We start from the raw sequence: 18,347 nt of genomic DNA on the forward strand, positions 1-18,347 counted from the left end.
CGTGCGCAGCAGTTTTGCGATAACGTCGTGCGAAAAGATCGCGACGCGCCGTAAGCGCCTCAAACCATCTTGCGATAGACGATAAATCCCGACTTCTCCGCCACCTTGTCGTAGAGCGCCATCGCCGTCTCGTTGGTCTCGTGCGTCTGCCAGTAGACCCGTGGCGAGCCGGCCGCCCGCGCCGCCTCGTAGACGCCCTCGATCAGTGCCCGCCCGACGCCCTTTCCGCGTGCCTGCGTGTTGGTGAAGAGGTCCTGCAGATAACAATTCGGCTGGATCGCCGTCGTGCTGCGGTGAAAGAGGTAATGGGTGAGCCCAATCAGCCGCCCCTCGCTCTCGGCCACCAGCGCATGAACAGGCTCATAGGCATCGAAGAAGCGCGACCAGGTCATGGCAGTGATCGCGGGGTCGAGCGCGGTTTCGCCGGATCGGCCGTAAAAGGCGTTGTAGCCATCCCAGAGCGGCAGCCATTGCTCATAGTCAGCTCTGGTTATCGGGCGGATGCGGAGGTTTTCGGTCATTGCAGGTTCCGTAGTGGGTTGAATAGAACAGGCGGCGGCAGCGGCACTGCCGCCCTACCCTCTGGTCATCGCCCCTTGGTCATCGCCGCCGTGATCGCCTGAACGTCGGTCATGATCGCATCGCCCATGAAGACGATGTTTTCCATCGAGCGTTCGCCGGCCTCATGATGCCCTGCACCGCAAGCGTCGCGCACCACCACCGGCACGAGACCAAGGTCGGTGGCGTGGCGCACGGTCGGGTCGATGCCGATTTCGGTGGCGATGCCGCAAATCGCAAAGGAGGTGAGCCCGAGATCACGCAGGATCATGGCAAGCGGCGTGCCCTCGAAGGCGGAGAACGTGATCTTGTCGAGGATCGCCTCGTCCTCGCGGGGCTGAAGCTCTGGCACGAGCTCGAAGCCCGGCGTGCCGCGCAGGAACCAGGGATGCACCGCATCCGGATCGTCCGTCCGCTGCCACGCCATCGCCTGGCGCGTCTGGAAGGCGCCCATCAGCGGCTTCGGCATTGAGAGGTGCCGAAGGAAGATCACCGGAAAGCCGCCTGCCCGCGCTGCATCCAGCACCTTCAGCACCTGGCCGGTAATCTCGGCGCCATTCTTCATCTGCCTGGTGATACCCACCTGCATGTCGTAGACGACCAGCGCCATGCGCTCCGGACGACAGAAATCCTCGAGCGTCTTTCCAATTTCCAGCTTCGCGGCCATAATCTCTCCTCGGGGTCGCCTCCTCCGGCGCCCACTCCGCCAACATCACGCGCCGGGAATGTGGCGCGTGAGGCCTTCCGTTGCAATACGGCTGAGCGCGCTTCATGCAACTATTCGGACGGGTTTCGGCGTTCACGGCAACCGAGGCGCCAGCGTCGACGCATTCAACTCTCGTCTTCCCGCCGTGCCTTCTTCATCAACGCGATCACTTCCTCATCGCTCGTCTGCTCGAAGTCGCGGTAGTGCAGGCCGACGGCGCGGAAGGCAAAGGGGGTGGCGAGGCAGATGACGAGGTCGACGGAGCTGCGCAGCTCGGCGATTTCGCTTTTCGGCGCCACCGGAACCGCAAGGATCAGGCGGCGTGGGCTTGCCCGGCGCAACGCCCTGATCGCCGCGCGCACGGTCCCGCCGGTGGCAATTCCGTCGTCGACGAGGATCACGTCACGATCCCTGGGTGAGATCGGCGTGCGATCGCCGAAGTAGAGGGTACGGCGCCGCAGGATTTCGGCATGCTGGCGTTGGGTTTCCGCCTCCAGATAGCCCTTTGCCGGACGCACAAGCCGGATCGCCTGGCGGTTGAGAACCAGTTCAGGCTCCTCGCCGTCGACCAGCGCGCCGAGCCCGAATTCCGCGTGCCCCGGCGCGCCGATCTTGCGCACGATCAGGATGTCGAGCGGCGCGCCGATGCGAACCGCGATCTCATAGGCAACCGGCACGCCGCCGCGCGGCAGCGCCACCAGCAGCGGATCGATCAGCGTCTCGCCCGCGATCGTCTCAGCGAGCTGCCGTCCGGCATCCGCCCTGTCTTCGAAGAGCCATGTAAACACCTCATCTCTCCCAGGTTTCCACCGCCGCCGCGGGTCGGATCCCCGTCCAGTGGACGAGGAGGAACTTGGCCCGCAGACGCGAAATGAGGAAAACCCGCTCGGGTTCCCCCGCGTCCGGCGTTTGCTGTCAGGCCCGGTTTCCATGTCGTCTCGCGCGGTCCTCGCATCGGCCAAAGGACATCCACGGGTCTCTTATCCTGGCGCGCCTGAAGGCCGGGACAATCCACCATCTATCGGTTGCCGGGGTGCGCATGTGAACAACCGTGCCAATCCCGACCAATCGGTAAAATTGCAACGGATTCCACCGGGTTTCGTTAAGGCGCCCTCGCTACCAATTGGCCTTGCATATCTGGCTGAGACGCAAGCCGCCTTTGTTGACTTTAGCACGACAGGCCGTTTCGAAATGAGCTTTCTCCCTGCCATATCGATCATTGCCCTCCTGGCGATGCTCCCGGTCCTGATTTCGCTGCGGGCCTCGATGATCGAGGGCGGCACGGACTTCGCCGCGGCCTGTGCGGTGGCCAGTGCCGCGACCCTGTTCATGATGCTCTCCGCGTTTCCGACGCTGCAGCCTCTGTCCCTGATCGGCTTCGTGTTCCTGGCCGGCGCCTGCCTGCTCGTGCTCTGCGGCTTTCACCACGCACTCGGCGTTCAGAGACGCACCTCGACGTCCCTCGTCGCGGCCGCGTCCCTGGCGTTCGTCGCGCTGTTGATTGCCGCATTCGGTGCCAAGAGCACCACCTTGCATGCACTCTCCGTCATCGGCATTGCCGCCGCCTTCGTGCTGATCATCGCCGTCTGTTCGCAGCACCGGCGCCAGGCGCCCGGGCCGATAGAGCGGCTCTGCGTCATCGCCTGCGTGGCAACCGGCTGCTCGACGCTGCTCGCGGTCACCGTGTTTTCGCCCGCCGTCCACGCGACCGCATCGGTTTCGCCTGCACCCGTCAGCTGGGATTTCGCCTGCGCCGTCATGCGTTACTTCTACCTGCCTGCGCTGTTCCTGGGCGTGATCCTGATGATCCAGAACCGGGTGATCACCGAGCTCAAGACCACGATCGCCCGCGACGAATTGACGGGGGTTCTGTCGCGACGTGCCCTGCTTGATCTCGGCCAGCGCGCCCTCACCACCAGTCTCGCGCGGCAACAGCCGGTATCCTTCCTGCTGCTCGATCTCGATTACTTCAAGCAGATCAACGATCGCTATGGCCATGCGGTCGGCGACACCGCCCTCGGCCATTTTGCCGGAACCGTCGCCACCTGTCTCACCGGCCGCGGCACTCTGGGGCGCATCGGCGGCGAAGAGTTCGGCATTGTCCTGCCCAATTGCACGGAAGATGCCGCTTTTACGCTTGCCGAGGAGATCGGCCGCGTGGTGCGCGATACGCCGATCGGCCGCTTCGATCGGCCGATCCGGCTGACGGTGAGCATCGGTCTGGCCGAGGCTGTGCCGGGCGACACGATCAGCGACATCATGATCCGCGCCGACATGGCGCTCTACGATGCCAAGGCCGACGGGCGCGACCGCTGCACGATTGCCGGCCGCTTCCAGCCGGACGCGAGCGCGCGGGCGCTGGCGGCCGCAGCCGCACAGATGCGTGCCGCCGATAGCCGAAGCTTCGAGCCGCGGCTGCTGCGCGATACCGGCTGACTGCCCCCCACGGCTTGTAATGCCGCTTCCCGAACCTATGTGAGCTTGGCCAATGCATGTCTCCTTGGACCGCAACCGGTTCGCGGACGAAACATGCAGCCATTCGAAACGCTACGGCGACCGCTCACGCGTCTCAGTGACGCGCGTCGCTGCAGGAGGACATCCATGTTGCGTGCTGTTCACGCTCTCTTCGTTGCCGGTCTCGCCGCCGTTACGGTGACCGCCCCGCCCGCCCGCGCCGAAACGGTCGGCGAGGTCGGCGTCGACTGGCTCGGAAACGATATCATGATCGATGCCGTCACCGACCCGAAGATCAAGGGCGTCACCTGCCACGTCACCTATTTCGACCGCAGCGTCATCGACAGGCTGAAGAACGGCAACTGGTTCGAGGACCCATCGAACAACTCGATCGCCTGCCGGCAGACCGGCCCGATCGAAATCGGCGACATCGAGCTATCGAAGGAAGGCGAGGAAGTGTTTCGCTCAGGGCTTTCGCTTGTCTGGAAGAACCTGCTGGTCACAAGGATTTACGACCGGAAGAACGATACGCTGATCTATCTCGCGCATTCGCGTGAATTGACCGACGGCTCGGCCAAGATGTCGATCTCCACCATTCCGCTCTACGGCCAGACGGTGACCTGGCAGAACGGAAAGCCGCAGTAAGCGCTCCCCTGCCGCCTGCGTCAGCCTGCAAGGATATCCGTCTCAAAGGGTGCGAAGCGCCCGCCCCTTCACGGGCGCTCGCGAAACCTCATCAGGGCGGAACAGGGCGAAGTGTCTGGGAGCACCCCATTCCACTTCCGCTGCTCTAGTAGGAGTTCGGCGGGACGATGCCCTGATAATATTCGCCGTCACCGCCCTGATAGCCGCCGAAAGGCTGACGATCGCGATAGACGGGGGTCGGTGTGGAGGTTCTGTTGATGCTGCCCGTCGACATCGTGTCAACCGTGGCAGAGGGCCGCCTCATCAGCGGCATGGCCTTTTGCGTGTTCCGCGTTCCGGGAGGATTGTTGGCGTCGATGCCCTGATAGTAGCTATCAGCCAGAGCCGGGCCAGCCATCAACATCGTTACGGAGAGCGCGGCTACAAGTTTCCTTACAGAGATTGTCATGAGTCCAACTCCTGTTGTCGGGACCGAGCACCCGGCCTCCGTTCGGGCACTCAGCAACAACGGTAAGTTAGTACAAGTATTCCAGCTCGCCACATGACGATTTGTCACAATGGTATCGCCCAAGCGTGAAGATCATTGCCGAAGTTTAATTTGACCGGCGCGATCCACTACCTGCCGAGACGCAAAACACCCCGGCGGAGATCCCGCCGGGGTGCCCGTCAATTCTGCCAGGTGTCGAACTCAGGCGGCCTGGGCCAGCTCGTCGGCAATGACCGTGTCGAGGTTGAGGAAGCAGACCATCGTCTTTTCCAGAGCGACGATGCCGCGGCAGAAGGCGCGCTGCGCTTCCGGAATGATCTCGGGCGCCGGCTGCAGGGCTTCGCTCTTGATCGTCATCATGTCGGAGACCTGCTCGACCAGCAGGCCGACGAGCTTGCCCGCGATGTCGGTGACGATGATCGCCGAGCGTTCCGACGGCTCCGTCATTTTCATGCCGAGGCGGGCGGCCATGTCGATGACCGGGATCACCGCGCCGCGCAGGTTGATGAGGCCGAGCACGTAAGGCGGCGTATGCGGCATCGGCGTCACCGGCGCCCAGCCGCGGATTTCGCGGATCGCCATGATATCGATGCAGAATTCCTGGTCGCCGAGATGGAACGACACGATTTCGAGATAGGCACCGGACTGCTTGAGTGCGTTGGTCATGATCAGAATTCTTCCCAGTTCTCACCGGAAGCCGTCGTCGACGGCACAGAGCCCGGTTTGTTGCCGAATGCGCCCGCCAGCTTGCCCATCAGGGCCTTTGCGGGAGATGGAGTTGGAAACGAGGCCATTTTGGCGGTGCCGATCTTGCGCAGCGGCACCGGTTCGCCGGTGCCCTTGGCGGCCGGCCGTTGAACGGCAGAAGCCGAAGGGGCTTTCGTCTGCACCGAAGCAATTGCCGCCCTTGCCGGCGGCGCCACCGGGGCCGGCGCCAAGGTGGGCATGGCGCGCTGCATCGTGTGGCCTTCGCGGAACTGGCCGACGAGGCCGGTCAGGCGCTCGGCGTCCTGCGCCAGCGTGTGGCTCGACGCGTTGGTCTGCTCGACCATGGCGGCATTCTGCTGCGTCATCTGGTCGAGCTGGCCGACGGCGGTGCTGATCTCGTTGAGGCCGGTCGACTGTTCGCGCGCAGCCATGACGATCGAGGTCATGTGTTCGTTGATGCGTGCGACATCGGCGCCGATCCGGCCGAGCGCCTCGCCCGTCGCCTGGACGAGCTTGACGCCGCTGCCGACCTCGTTGCCGGAGCGGCTGACCAGCGCCTTGATATCCTTGGCGGCACCGGCGGCGCGCTGCGCCAGTTCGCGCACTTCCTGCGCCACGACCGCAAAGCCCTTGCCGGCCTCACCGGCGCGGGCCGCCTCGACGCCGGCATTCAGCGCCAGAAGGTTGGTCTGGAAGGCAATCTCGTCGATGACGTTGATGATCTTGCCGATCTCGTTCGAGGCGCTTTCGATCCGCGCCATGGCGGCGATCGCCTCACCGACAATCCGGCCGGATTCCTCCGCATTGGTGCGCGTCTCGCCGACCATGCGGCTTGCCTCTTCGGCGCGCTGGGTCGCGGTGCGGACCGTGACGGTGATTTCGTCGAGGGCTGCCGACGTCTGCTCCAGCGAGGCGGCCTGCCGCTCGGTGCGACGCGCGAGATCGTCGGCGGCCGTGCGCATCTGGCGACCGTTCGATTCGATCGAGAGCGCATTCTCCTTGACGCTCGAAAGCACCACGCGCAGCCGCTCGACCGTCTGGTTGAAGTTCTGGCGGAGCTGATCGAGATTGCCGTCGAAGGGCCGCTCGATCGCCACGGCAAGATCGCCATCGGCAAGCTGGGTCAGGGCACGGCCGAGATTGTCGATCGCCGCCTGGATACGGCGCACCGCTTCCTCGCGCTCGCTCTGCTGATCTTCGCGTTCCTTCTCGATTTCCCGCCGGCTGAGTGCGGCGCTCTGTTCGAGCGATTGCTTCTCGATGGCCGAAAGACGGAAGAGATCGACCGAGCGCGCCATCGCGCCGATTTCGTCGCCGCGGTCGAGCGCCTCGACCTTGGTTGAAAGATCGCCGTTCTGGATCCGCTGCATGCCGTTGCGCAGGCCGAGGATGCCGGCGCGGAGCGTGCTGCCGTGGAACCAGAGCAGATAAAGCAGTGTGGCCATCGCCAGCAGCCCAGCCGCCACCTGAAGCTGGAACGCCTGGTCGGACACAGTGCGCGCCTCGGCAACGCGCGTCTGCACCAACTCGGTCGCCGCTTCGGAAAGTCCGGTCAAAGCCGTGGCGACCCGTTCGCCGGCGCCATCGATCGCATCATCGATCTTGCCGAAGTCGTCGGCCGAAGCCTTGCCTTCGATCAACGTCTTCAGGTCGGTGCCGATCGCCTTGCGCAGTTCCGCGACATCGGCGTCGAAGGTCGAAAGCACCTCGCTGCGGTCCAAGAGCTTGGCAAGCGCCTGGATCTCGACGGACTTCGTTTCGAGCAGCTTCAGGATCTCGGCAATGCTGGCGGCGCGCGCCGGCTGGATCGCGCCCTCTTCTCTGTCGATGATGCTATCCATCGCGTTGAGCACGAGATTGGTCGTCGCCAGATGGACCTCATCGACGGTCGTCAGGCCGTTCTGCGCCGCGACAGCGCCCTGCAAGGCGTTATTGGCTTGGCTGCCCTGGTACCAGCCCACCCCGAGCACGGAGCCAAAACCGACAAAAGCGGCGCCGGCAAGCGTCGCCAGCCGCTGGCTCACGGAAAGATTGCGTTTCAGGGAAGGAGATGTGGCAGTCATAGGGAGTCCATGGTCACGGATCCGCGTGAAGCGGAGTCCTCCTACGATCGATACGGAAAACCGGGGCCGATAAAGCTGGCTGACCTCATGTCATATCGGAGCACGAACACTCCGACCGCGTGGAAAAACAGTGTCAAACAGACCTTAAGCATTCGCTAAGGCGGTCGCCCAATCCCCAGCGAAATCGGCTATTTCAATGTTTGCGCATATGCGCTGCAAGCTCTGGTTTCCCGGCATTTGCGGGCACAATCGAATGGAACCTCAGGCGCGGTTTTCCACCGTTTCCTGCACCGACCGGAACGCGCCTTCCGGCCGCACCCGGCAAATCGCCCGGCTTCCCCTTGCCGCGCGAGCTGTTATGATGACGCCATGAACACGAAGACCCAGCGCTCGATCCGCCTTCCCCTCGCCGCAAGCCTTGCGGCTGCGATCGCGGTTGTGCTCCTGCTCGCCTTCCGCGGCTGGATCGAAAATGGCGCCGATATCTTCCTGGCGCTCGCCCAATCCGGCCTTTCCTGGTGCTTCTAGGACGGCCCGACAGCTTCGAAGCCCGCCTCCGCCCCTCACCCTAACCCTCTCCCCGCTTGCGGGGAGGGGGGACGGGAGCATCAGCGGCGCAACCGCACGGTTCTTCGCCTCGAATGTTAGTGCAGCGATTGGAACGAGACGGTCCGGCGAGGTTCCTTCGCCCCGCCTGCGGGGAGAAGGTGGCCGGCAGGCCGGATGAGGGGCTGAAAGCACCTCCGCGGCCCCAACCCGGCCACAACCTGCGGCAATTGTCCCATTTGCGCGGCCCCGGTGAAGGCGGTATCAAGGGCCTATCAACCGGACATGGCCGTCTTCGGCCCCAACAAAATCGGTAGCACGCATGAAAACCATCCGCATCGTCCTCTGGGCCGCCGTCGTCGTCATGGCGGGCATCTTGGGGTGGCTGACCTATGAAATGACCCAGTCGAAGCAGCAGGCCGCCACCGGCCCCTTCGGCGTTCCCTTCACGCTGGTCTCGCAGGACGGCAAGGAGATTACCGAGAAGGCGTTTACCGGCAAGCCGACCGCGCTTTTCTTCGGCTTCACCCATTGCCCGGAAGTCTGCCCGACGACGCTGTTCGAACTGAACGGCTGGCTGGAAAAGGTCGACCCGGAAGGCAACAAGCTGCAGGCCTATTTCATCACCGTCGATCCCGAGCGCGACACGCCCGAAATCCTCGGCCAGTACGTCTCCAACGTTTCCAAGCGCATCACCGGCATTTCCGGCCCGGCCGACAAGGTGATGGAGATGGTCAAGGGTTTCCGCGTCTACGCCAAGAAGGTGCCGGTCGACGCTGCCCAGCCCAACGGCGACTACACGATGGACCACACGGCCTCCGTGTTCCTGCTCGACGCCAACGGCCATTTCTCCGGCACCATCGCCTATGAGGAAAACCCGGAAACGGCGGTCAAGAAGCTGGAAAATCTGACCAAGGGCTAACCGTCGCCCTTGACCGATCGATTGCAAGCGCCGGCCCTGCCCGGCGCTTTGCGTTTGCGGGGCAATCGTGATAGCGCACAGCGCACGATTGCCGACGCTTAGCGCACCCCTCCACGGTTTGATGCGGGCGGCGGATTTCCCAGCCGAAGGACAGGGCCTTGAGCGAGATCAGACTTTTCGTCACCACCACCGAGAAGCAGGCGGAAGCCGTGCTCGACCGCCTGAGCGAAGTCTTCGGCGAAGAGGACTTTGCCATCGGCACGACGGAAGTCGACGAGAAGCGCGACGTCTGGGAAGCCTCGATCTACATGATGGCAGTCGACGAGGAGAGCGTGAACGAACGCCTCACTGACGCACTGGCCGAAGACTTCGCCCATCTCCCGATCGAGCGCGAAGTGCTGCCGGACATCGACTGGATCGCCAAGTCGCTCGAGGGCCTGGCGCCCGTGCGCGCCGGCCGCTTCGTCGTGCACGGCTCGCATGACCGCGACAAGGTGAAGACCGGCGAGATCGCCATCGAGATCGACGCAGGCCAGGCCTTCGGCACCGGCCATCACGGCACCACCGCCGGCTGCCTCGAAGTGCTCGCCACGGTTGCCCGCACCCGCACCGTGCGCAACGTGCTCGATCTCGGCACCGGCAGCGGCGTGCTTGCGATCGCCGCCTGGAAGCTCATGCACGTGCCGGTGCTTGCCACCGACATCGACCCGATCGCCACCCGCGTCGCGGAAGAAAACGCCCGGGTCAACGGCGTCGTCACCGGCACGACCTTTGCCACCGCCCCCGGCTTCCACTCGACCGCCTTCAGCACCAACGGCCCGTTCGATCTGATCATCGCCAACATCCTCGCGCGCCCGCTGATGAAGATGGCGCCGCAGCTCGTCGCCAATCTCGCCCCCGGCGGCTCGGTGATCCTGTCCGGCATTCTCGCCGAACAGCGCTGGAAGGTGCTTGCCCATTACAACGGCCAGCACCTGCGCCACGTGCGCACCATCTGGCGGAACGGCTGGGTGACGATTCATTTGGAGAAGTGAGGCGTAGGCGCGGACGCTTGAAGCTGCCCCTCATCCGCCTGCCGGAACCTTCTCCCCGCATGCGGGGCGAAGGGACCTGCCGCACCGCTTCATCCACCGGTTAACTTCCGACTCGTTGCGGCTACTCTCAGCCACGTCCCAACCGACGGCTTAAGCTTCGGCGCGAAACCGGCGCTATCGGGCACGTCCCCTCGCCCCGCCTGCGGGGAGAGGGTTAGGGTGAGGGGCATTTTCAGAAACGCAGCGATTGGAACGGGCCAGAGCACGCGCCGTCTTCTCACCGAACCCAAAACAAACTGGAAAAAACGAAAAGGCCGCCACGTCTATCATGACGGGCGGCCTTTCGAAACAAAGGCGATGCCAGGGGCATCGCCTGCTGGTTGGCTTGTGGCCAACCATGCCCGCGAGCCTGAGGAGGAGGAGTGCTCGAGCGGGCGTCTACCGTTCCGAAGCTGGCCACCCTTGAGGGAGGAGGAGAACAGAATGACCAACTATTCTCGGAACCGCAGTCTTTTGAACCACCGGATGTTCGTCCGTGTTCGTTGAGGCGGCTTATAAACTATCATTCCGATAGAGAAAGAGGCTTCTTAGCATGGGTGCCATGCGCTGAGCGCATATGTATGGTAAATGGGCAATTGCTCTCCTGCCAAGCTGCAACCAGAAGCGTCACTGTGTACTGGATCGCAGGATATCGCCTCTTTCCCGGCACGGGCGATTTCCGCTAACATGGCTGCACATCTTTCCCGCGGTTTACCGCTCAATCTACCGGAATTCCCCCATGTTTCAGTCTTTTGAAGTCACCTCCACGCCGCAATTCGGCAAGGAGCGCACCGAGGCCCTGCGCGCGTCCTTCGCGGCCCTCGGCATCGACGGCTTTCTCGTGCCCCGCGCCGACGAATTCCAGGGTGAATACGTGCCCGCCTCGTCGGAGCGTCTGTCCTGGCTGACCGGCTTCACCGGCTCGGCAGGCGTTGCCCTCGTAACGCAGCGTGAAGCCGTCGTCTTCGTCGATGGGCGTTACGTCACCCAACTCAAGGAACAGGTCGACGGCAGCGTTTTCACCGGCGGTGACCTCATCGGCGAACCGCCGCATCTCTGGCTGGAAAACCATGGCTCCATGGGCTTCAAGCTCGGCATCGATCCCTGGGTGCACACCGGTGCGGAAGTCCGCCGGCTGGAAAAGGCGCTCGCCGTCATCAGTGGCTCGCTCGTTTTCCTCGATCACAACCCGCTCGACAGGATCTGGACAAACCGTCCCGCGGCGCCGCTCGGCAAGGTCAGCATCCAGCCGATCGAGCATGCCGGCGAACTCGCCAAGGACAAGATCGCAAGAATCGCGGCGGGTCTTTCCAAGGCCGATACCAGCGCCGTGGTCTTGACGGACCCCTCCTCCGTCGCCTGGGCCTTCAACATCCGCGGCAGCGACGTGCCGCATACGCCGCATCCGCTGGCCCGCGCCATTATCCACGCCGACGGCCGCGCCGAGCTCTTCCTCGACAAGCGCAAGACCGGCATCGAGCAGGAAGCCTACCTCACCCAGATCGCCGACATCGTCGCCCCCGCCACCTTCGACGATAGCCTGAGGGCGCTGGGTGCCGCTGGCGCGTCGGTCATGCTCGATCCGGATCTCGCTTCCTTCGCCATCTCCGAGCTGATCCGCTCCAAGGGCGGCAAGGTGGTCGAAGCGGTCGATCCCGCCCGCCTGCCACGTGCCCAGAAGAACCAGGCCGAGATCGACGGCTCGACCCGCGCCCACCTGCAGGACGGCGCCGCCATGGTCGAGTTTCTCGCCTGGCTCGACAGCCAGCAGCCGGGAACCGTCACCGAGATCGCCGCCACCAACCAGCTGGAAGCGGCCCGCGCCACCGTCGGCGAACGCATGCAGAACCCGCTCAAGGACATCTCCTTCGACACGATCTCCGGCGCCGGCGCGCATGCGGCGATCATGCACTACCGCGTCACCACCGCCACCGACCAGCCGATCGAAGCGGGCACCATGTTCCTGATCGATTCCGGCGCGCAATACATCAACGGCACCACCGACATCACCCGCACGGTGGCGATCGGTGCGGTTCCCGAAGAGCAGAAGCGCTTCTTCACCCTGGTGCTGAAGGGCATGATCGCGATCAGCATAGCCCGTTTCCCCAAGGGGTCGCGCGGCGTCGATCTCGACCCCTTGGCCCGCATCGCGCTCTGGAAGGCGGGCGCCGACTATGCCCACGGCACCGGCCACGGCGTCGGCTCCTATCTCTCGGTGCATGAAGGCCCGCAGCGCATCGCCCGGCTTTCCACCCAGGAGCTGCTTCCTGGCATGATCCTCTCCAACGAGCCCGGCTACTACCGCCCTGGCGCCTTCGGCATCCGCATCGAAAACCTCGTGGTGGTGCAGCCGGCAACGATGGTGGACGGCGGCGACCTGCCGATGCTCGGCTTCGACACCATCACCTACTGCCCGATCGACCGCCGTCTGGTATTGCCGGCGCTGTTGACGGACGAGGAACTCGATTGGCTGAACGCCTATCACGCCGAGACGCGCGAAAAGCTGATGCCGCTGCTGACCAGCGACGAGACCCGCGACTGGCTGAAAGCCGCAACGGAAGCGCTTTCACGCTGAGTCAGGCGTTCCGCCTGGGCTCCTGAATGGGAGCCCAGGCAACAGGCATTGCGCGCCCGCAGCCGCCTCTTTGCTACGAGGCTCAAGGGGCGGCAATGGGCCGGAGAACCAGGCCTCTGCGCTTAGATTCCCAACAGCTTCTTCGCTTCGCCGAGCGTCGCCTCGGAGGCGGCGTGATCGCCGGCCTTGTGCTGTTCCTCACCCTTCGCGCGCAGCTCCTTCACCTTGGCCATGTCGGCCTCGGAAAGAGAGGCCGTCGGCATCGCCGCATCGATCGCAGCCATCATGGTCGGGCATTGATTGGCAAAGGCGGTTGCCGGCGCGAGCGCCAGCAAAAGGGCAATCGAGATCCTGGTTAACATGGTCGCTCCTCCACCGCCGGGAGGCCGCGCCTTGCAGAGGCAGCCCAGATGGCGCGTGCGGCTCTGTCGTGCCTCTCCGGCAACGGAAGGATGATAATCCAGCTGCCCTTCGCCGCCAATTAAAACGGGTGTCGCGGACGGCTGACCTACATCACCACATGCCGGATCAGCATCACCACCACCCAGCCGATTACCAGCATGCGCAGGGTCGACAGGTTGAGGCCGAGCGCGATGGCGAAGGCGACGAACATGGCGATCGTCACATCGAGCCCGCCATAGACGAAGGCCGGCGCCACCAGCGTCGTCAGGACCGCCGCCGGCACCGCATTCAGCGCCGCTTCAAGCCGTGGCGGGATCTGCTTCATCTGGGTGATGAGGATGTAGCCGCCGACACGTGTCAGGAAGGTCGCGACCGCAGCCGCAATGATCAGGTAGATGAGGTTGAGGTGTTGCGGGTCCATGCTCAGGCCTCCTTCTCGACGCCGGTCGGTGCGGCAGCCGTCCCGCTCGGCGGCAGGCAGGCGGCAAGCACGATGCCGGCGAGTGCGCCGATGCTCACATGCCAGGGCGAACCGACGAAATGCATGCCGGCGACCGATGCCAACCCCGAGACTGTGACGATCGGAAGGAACCGGTCGCGCTTGCGGAACCCCATGACCAGCCCCATGAAATAGACCGGCAGCAGCACATCGAGGCCGATCGCCTTGGGATCACCGATCATCTGCCCGAAGATCGCCCCGACCAGCGTGTTGATGATCCACGGAATGTAGATCACCAGGCCGAAGCCGAGATACCAGGAAAAGCTGATCGGCAGGCCGCGCTCGCCGCGCTTCTCCGTCTCGGCATATTGCGGATCGACCAGCAGGAAGAAGGCAAGAAACTTCTGCCCTAAGGTGAAATGCCGGACATATTTGGCGATCGAGGCGGAATAGAGCACGTGGCGGAAATTGACCGCGAACACCGAGAGCACCACCAGCCAGGGCTGGACGTGGTTGCCGAAGAGCTCGATGCCGACCATCTGGCTGGCGCCGGCATAGACGCTCGCGCTCATGAACACCGCGTCGGCAATGGTAAAGCCATTGTCGACCGCAAGCGCCCCGAACAGCGCGCCGAAGGGTGACGCCGCCAGCATGATGGGAAAGCCGCCACGCACGCCTTCCCAGAATTCGTCTTTTGTCATGGAAACCTCCGCCGGCCGAAGCGATGACATCGCACGCTGTGGCCGGTGCCGGACTGATAGGCGCTTGCGCCCCCGGCAACAATTCAAATGCACTGATACATTGATTGAATTTTATGATGCCTTGGCGAACGAGGCTTGAACAAAAGGCGCACCGATCGGGAAAACCGGTGCGTCTTGTCTGTCAGTTTCAAGGGCCCGTGCGGGGCCGCCGTCCTACTTCTTGACCTGGAACGTGTGCTCGATGCCCGGGAAGGTGCGCGCCTTCACTTCGGCCGCGTAATCCTCGGCAGCCCTAGAGATCGCCGGCGCGAGCTCGGCGAAGTGTTTGACGAAGCGCGGCTTGAAATCATTGAAGAGGCCGAGCATGTCGTCGGAAACGAGGATCTGCCCGTCGCAGGCGGGCGATGCGCCGATGCCGATGGTCGGCGAGCGCAGTTCCGCGGTGATGTCGCGCGCAACCGGCTCGACCGTGCCCTCGATCACGATGCCAAAGGCTCCGGCATCGTCGATCGCCTTGGCATCGCGGTGGATCTTCGCCACTTCCTTGTCGTTGCGGCCGACCGAGCGATAGCCGCCCGTCGTGTTGACGAGCTGCGGCATCAACCCGACATGGCCGAGCACCGGAATACCGCGGCTGACGAGGAACTCGACCGTCTCGGCCATCTCGGCGCCGCCTTCGAGCTTCACCGCGCTGCAGCCGGTTTCCTTCAGGATGCGCGCCGCACTGCGGAACGCCTGCTCCTTCGATTCCTGATAGGAGCCGAAGGGCATGTCGATAACGACGCAGGCGCGCTCCGAGCCGCGCATGACCGCCTGGCCATGGGCGATCATCATCTCGAGCGTCACGCCGACCGTCGTGTCCAGACCATAAAGCACCATGCCGACGGAATCGCCAACAAGCAGGAAATCGACATGCGGATCGAGCAGCCTTGCGATCGGCGTCGTATAGGCCGTGAGGCTGACGATCGGACGCTCGCCTTTCAGCGCTTCGATGTTGGCGGGGCTGAGCCGGCGCTTGGCGGTCTGGACGCTCATGTCAGGCAACCTTTGCAAATGACGCGGATTTCGGGGCGATCACGCGGTTGTCGAGCAGCTTCGTCGTGCCGAAGCGAACGAAGAGCAGGAGCAGCACCGGCCGGTCGCCGATCGTCTCGATGGTTTCGAGCGTCTCGGGATCGCGCACGGCCACGACCTCTGGCCTGGCCAGCGATTCGCTCGACAGAAATTCGGTGACGGCATTTTCGAGCGCCGCCACGTCGCTGACGCCCGACGCCACCAGGCGCTGCGCCTCGTCCAGCGCCTTCGGTACGATCGCCGCAGCGCGGCGCTCCTCTGCCGTCAGATAGACATTGCGCGACGAACAGGCGAGCCCATCGGCCTCGCGCACGGTCGGCACGCCGATGACGGTCACCGGCTGGGCGAGATCAGCGACCATGCGGCGGATGATCTGCAGCTGCTGGAAATCCTTCTCGCCGAAATAGGCGCGGTCCGGCTGGACGATGTTGAAGAGCTTGGTGACGACGGTGGCAACGCCGGCGAAATGGCCGGGACGAACCGAGCCCTCAAGCTCGCTGCCAAGCGTCGGCACATCGACGACGGTTTCCATCGGCCGCGGATACATGTCGGCAACACCGGGCGCAAAGAGATAGTCGACCTTGCCTTCGTCCAGCATCGCTTGGTCGCGTGCGAGATCGCGCGGATATTTCGAGAGATCTTCGTTGGCGCCAAACTGCAGCGGATTGACGAAGATGCTGGCGACGACGATGTCGTTTTCTTCGCGGGCACGCCGCATCAGCTCCATATGGCCGACATGCAGGTAGCCCATGGTCGGCACGAAACCGACCGATTTGCCTGCCCGGCGATGTTCGGCAAGTGCTGCACGCAGCTCGGCAATCGTGGTGAAAGTCTTCATGTCCGGACCCTCCAATCCGCGCCGGCGCCCTGCCCTTAAGGGTGCTGGCGCGCTGCCTTCGGGACTGGCGACGACCCTGCTCCGCGAAAAGGCATTTGCACAAAATTCGGCTGCAATCCTCTATCTTGTGCAGCGCAAAAAAACAATCGGATTGATGACAGGTTGATGACGCTCAGCCGCGCTTGACTTCCATCGGCAGCCTGTCACGGCTGGCCATCGACGCCACTGCAACCCACGCTGGAGAGCGAGATGAAACCCTGCCTGCGCCTTCTCGGCATTCTTGTCCCGACACTTGCCTGCGCCGGTGCGACCGAAGCGAAGATCCCGCTCGTCAACGCCACCTGCCCCGGCAAGATCGAGGTCCACGCCGATGAAGGCGGCCGGGTCTATATCAACGGCAAGGAAGCCAAGCTCAAGGTGTTCAACGAGAACTATTACGAGGCGCACGGTGCCGGCGTCACCATCTCCTTGGGCATCAATCCCGACAGCTCACCCAGCGTCTCCTACACCGGCAAAGGCGGCGCCAATGGTGTGTGCACGCTGAGCTGAGCGGCAACGCTCGCAGCGCTGTTCTTGAGGGCGCCGTCACCTGACCGCTGCGTCTTGCGGCAGCCGCCAGGGCGGATCGATCCGGTTCGCGCCTGCGAAATAGAGCACGATGCGGTTGCCGCCGGGATCGAATAGCTCGGCTTCTCGCCACCGCCAGCTCTTGTCCTCAGGCGCACGCGCAAAGACGATGCCGGCCTCGGTCAGCCGGTTGACGGTCACATCCAGATCGTCGCATTCGAAATAGACGGTCGTGCCACCGCCGGTCGCGTTTCCCTCGTGCAGGGAAAAGGTTGCCTCCCCAACCGGGCAGAGAAACCGAACATAATGCGGCCGGGCGTCGACGATAGGCGTGAGCCCGAGGCGGCGATAGAAATCCCAGCCGGCATCGAGGTCCGGCATGGTGACAGTCACCTGGTTCAAGCGCATGCGTTCCTCCCGCCATTCGATTCCCCGATCGTGCCGGAAGCTGCAGTCAACGGAAAGCCTATCAGGCGCGCAGGCTACTGCATGTTTCCCTTAGCCGCGGTCGACGAAAGGACAAAAACATACAGAAAATCAAAGTGCTACAGCGGCCTTTGCGTGTCTGAGAAGACGCGCGGCGCTCTAGAGTACGCGCCTGATGGAAGGATATCTGTCGAGTTCGCCTACTTCCCAACGCGCTGCTGCAGATGCTGCGGATAGCGGGCGCCCTGCACCTCGACGGCGGAGAGCGCCGCCTGGATGTCGCCAAGCTCTTCGGCCGTCAGAATGACATCGGCAGCGCCGAGGTTTTCCTCGAGCCGATGCAGCTTTGTCGTGCCGGGAATGGGCGCGATCCATGGCTTTTGCGCTAGCAGCCAGGAAAGCGCGATCTGCGCTTTCGTCACACCCTTGGCCTCGGCAAACGCCCAAGAGATCAACCAGCGCCTGATTGGCTCTGCGCGCCTCCGGCGAAAATCGCTTTGGTCGAAGGTCGTGTTCTGGTTGATCGCGCCTGTCAAAAATCCCTTGCCAAGCGGACTGAAGGGCACAAAGCCGATGCCGAGCTCTTCGAGGAGCGGCAGGATTTCGGTTTCCGGCTCCCGCCACCAGAGCGAATATTCGCTCTGCAGCGCCGTCACCGGCTGAACCGCATGCGCCCGGCGGATCGAATCGGCGCCCGCCTCCGACAGGCCGAAATGGCCGACCTTGCCTTCCGCGATCAGCTTTTTCACCGTGCCTGCGACGTCCTCGATCGGCACATTGGGATCGACGCGGTGCTTGTAGAAGAGGTCGATGCGGTCGGTCCGTAAACGCTTCAATGCCGTCTCGGCGACCTCGCGGATGCGCTGCGGCCGGCTGTCCATGCCCTGGCTGACATCGCCGTTGACGAAGCCGAACTTGGTGGCGATCACCACCTCACCGCGGAACGGGGCCAGCGCCTCGCCGACCAGATCCTCGTTACCGGTATAGGCTTCGGCGCTGTCGAAGAAGGTCACGCCGCGTTCATGCGCCGCGCGGATCAGCCTGATCGCCTCACTGCGCTCCGTTGCCGGGCCATAACCGTAGCTGAGGCCCATGCAGCCAAAGCCGATGGCCGAGACTTCGAGATCGCTTTTTCCTAGCCTACGTTTCTGCATTGTCTTGCT

General features: G+C 63.7%; 20 protein-coding genes. 7 read left to right on the forward strand and 13 right to left on the reverse strand.

Features of this window, described 5'->3' with window-relative positions; translation table 11 throughout:
• Window positions 1-59: 59 nt before the first annotated feature.
• The 3 genes from ACTJKM_RS04895 to ACTJKM_RS04905 all read right to left on the reverse strand — a co-directional run bounded on the left by ACTJKM_RS04895 (window position 60) and on the right by ACTJKM_RS04905 (window position 2,052).
• The gene (locus tag ACTJKM_RS04895) at window positions 60-521 is read right to left on the reverse strand and encodes a GNAT family N-acetyltransferase (protein WP_113514393.1); all 462 of its coding nucleotides are present in this window, start codon (window positions 519-521) and stop codon (window positions 60-62) included.
• Window positions 522-586: 65 nt separating this feature from the next.
• The gene (locus tag ACTJKM_RS04900) at window positions 587-1,225 is read right to left on the reverse strand and encodes a cysteine hydrolase (RefSeq protein ID WP_113514394.1); all 639 of its coding nucleotides are present in this window, start codon (window positions 1,223-1,225) and stop codon (window positions 587-589) included.
• A 164-nt stretch (window positions 1,226-1,389) separates the two neighbouring features.
• Window positions 1,390-2,052: a phosphoribosyltransferase gene (locus ACTJKM_RS04905; RefSeq protein WP_440659963.1), complete on the reverse strand. Its 663-nt coding sequence runs from the start codon at window positions 2,050-2,052 to the stop codon at window positions 1,390-1,392.
• 403 nt (window positions 2,053-2,455) lie between these two features.
• Between ACTJKM_RS04905 and ACTJKM_RS04910 the strand changes: the two genes are divergently transcribed.
• Window positions 2,456-3,700, forward strand: coding sequence for a diguanylate cyclase domain-containing protein (locus ACTJKM_RS04910; RefSeq protein WP_440659965.1), 1,245 nt, complete (start codon window positions 2,456-2,458; stop codon window positions 3,698-3,700).
• 165 nt (window positions 3,701-3,865) lie between these two features.
• Window positions 3,866-4,363, forward strand: a complete 498-nt coding sequence (locus tag ACTJKM_RS04915; RefSeq protein ID WP_058321262.1) for a CreA family protein — start codon at window positions 3,866-3,868, stop codon at window positions 4,361-4,363.
• 145 nt (window positions 4,364-4,508) lie between these two features.
• Here the strand turns inward: ACTJKM_RS04915 and ACTJKM_RS04920 are convergent, their stop codons facing one another.
• The 3 genes from ACTJKM_RS04920 to ACTJKM_RS04930 all read right to left on the reverse strand — a co-directional run bounded on the left by ACTJKM_RS04920 (window position 4,509) and on the right by ACTJKM_RS04930 (window position 7,621).
• Window positions 4,509-4,811 (reverse strand): hypothetical protein, encoded by a 303-nt coding sequence (locus tag ACTJKM_RS04920; protein WP_082640703.1) that lies wholly within the window; start codon window positions 4,809-4,811, stop codon window positions 4,509-4,511.
• A gap of 240 nt (window positions 4,812-5,051) precedes the next feature.
• On the reverse strand, window positions 5,052-5,516 hold the full coding sequence (locus ACTJKM_RS04925) for a chemotaxis protein CheW (protein WP_057253527.1): 465 nt from the start codon (window positions 5,514-5,516) through the stop codon (window positions 5,052-5,054).
• A gap of 2 nt (window positions 5,517-5,518) precedes the next feature.
• Window positions 5,519-7,621, reverse strand: a complete 2,103-nt coding sequence (locus ACTJKM_RS04930) for a methyl-accepting chemotaxis protein (protein ID WP_440659967.1) — start codon at window positions 7,619-7,621, stop codon at window positions 5,519-5,521.
• Window positions 7,622-7,990: 369 nt separating this feature from the next.
• On the opposite strand from ACTJKM_RS04930, the gene ACTJKM_RS04935 reads away from it, so the two are divergent.
• From ACTJKM_RS04935 to ACTJKM_RS04950, 4 genes are all read left to right on the forward strand, one after another.
• Entirely contained in the window at window positions 7,991-8,149 is a 159-nt protein-coding gene (locus ACTJKM_RS04935; RefSeq protein ID WP_197417268.1) for a hypothetical protein, read from the forward strand.
• Window positions 8,150-8,489: 340 nt separating this feature from the next.
• Window positions 8,490-9,089: an SCO family protein gene (locus tag ACTJKM_RS04940; protein WP_058321259.1), complete on the forward strand. Its 600-nt coding sequence runs from the start codon at window positions 8,490-8,492 to the stop codon at window positions 9,087-9,089.
• A gap of 158 nt (window positions 9,090-9,247) precedes the next feature.
• Window positions 9,248-10,123, forward strand: a complete 876-nt coding sequence (locus ACTJKM_RS04945; protein ID WP_113514397.1) for a 50S ribosomal protein L11 methyltransferase — start codon at window positions 9,248-9,250, stop codon at window positions 10,121-10,123.
• A 778-nt stretch (window positions 10,124-10,901) separates the two neighbouring features.
• On the forward strand, window positions 10,902-12,737 hold the full coding sequence (locus ACTJKM_RS04950) for an aminopeptidase P family protein (RefSeq protein WP_440659968.1): 1,836 nt from the start codon (window positions 10,902-10,904) through the stop codon (window positions 12,735-12,737).
• A 122-nt stretch (window positions 12,738-12,859) separates the two neighbouring features.
• Here ACTJKM_RS04950 and ACTJKM_RS04955 read toward each other — a convergent pair whose 3' ends face one another.
• From ACTJKM_RS04955 to panC, 5 genes are all read right to left on the reverse strand, one after another.
• On the reverse strand, window positions 12,860-13,099 hold the full coding sequence (locus ACTJKM_RS04955) for a hypothetical protein (protein WP_112994800.1): 240 nt from the start codon (window positions 13,097-13,099) through the stop codon (window positions 12,860-12,862).
• A gap of 146 nt (window positions 13,100-13,245) precedes the next feature.
• Window positions 13,246-13,560, reverse strand: coding sequence for an AzlD family protein (locus ACTJKM_RS04960; RefSeq protein ID WP_057253515.1), 315 nt, complete (start codon window positions 13,558-13,560; stop codon window positions 13,246-13,248).
• A 2-nt stretch (window positions 13,561-13,562) separates the two neighbouring features.
• Window positions 13,563-14,279: an AzlC family ABC transporter permease gene (locus ACTJKM_RS04965; RefSeq protein ID WP_440659970.1), complete on the reverse strand. Its 717-nt coding sequence runs from the start codon at window positions 14,277-14,279 to the stop codon at window positions 13,563-13,565.
• A gap of 213 nt (window positions 14,280-14,492) precedes the next feature.
• A complete protein-coding gene (panB, locus tag ACTJKM_RS04970; RefSeq protein ID WP_058321255.1) occupies window positions 14,493-15,314 on the reverse strand; it encodes a 3-methyl-2-oxobutanoate hydroxymethyltransferase in 822 nt (273 codons plus the stop codon).
• Between the two features lies 1 nt (window position 15,315).
• Window positions 15,316-16,191: a pantoate--beta-alanine ligase gene (panC, locus tag ACTJKM_RS04975; RefSeq protein ID WP_440659971.1), complete on the reverse strand. Its 876-nt coding sequence runs from the start codon at window positions 16,189-16,191 to the stop codon at window positions 15,316-15,318.
• 249 nt (window positions 16,192-16,440) lie between these two features.
• Here panC and ACTJKM_RS04980 point away from each other — a divergent pair, with 249 nt between their 5' ends.
• On the forward strand, window positions 16,441-16,740 hold the full coding sequence (locus tag ACTJKM_RS04980) for a hypothetical protein (protein WP_440659972.1): 300 nt from the start codon (window positions 16,441-16,443) through the stop codon (window positions 16,738-16,740).
• A gap of 36 nt (window positions 16,741-16,776) precedes the next feature.
• Here ACTJKM_RS04980 and ACTJKM_RS04985 read toward each other — a convergent pair whose 3' ends face one another.
• Window positions 16,777-17,166, reverse strand: a complete 390-nt coding sequence (locus tag ACTJKM_RS04985) for a VOC family protein (protein WP_110878460.1) — start codon at window positions 17,164-17,166, stop codon at window positions 16,777-16,779.
• Window positions 17,167-17,384: 218 nt separating this feature from the next.
• Window positions 17,385-18,338 carry an aldo/keto reductase gene (locus ACTJKM_RS04990; protein ID WP_440659973.1) on the reverse strand — a complete coding sequence of 318 codons (954 nt, stop codon included), beginning with the start codon at window positions 18,336-18,338 and terminating at the stop codon, window positions 17,385-17,387.
• Between the last annotated feature and the right edge of the window lie 9 nt (window positions 18,339-18,347).

Source organism: Ensifer sp. 22460, assembly GCF_052044935.1.
In the GTDB taxonomy this organism is placed as follows: Bacteria; Pseudomonadota; Alphaproteobacteria; order Rhizobiales; family Rhizobiaceae; genus Ensifer.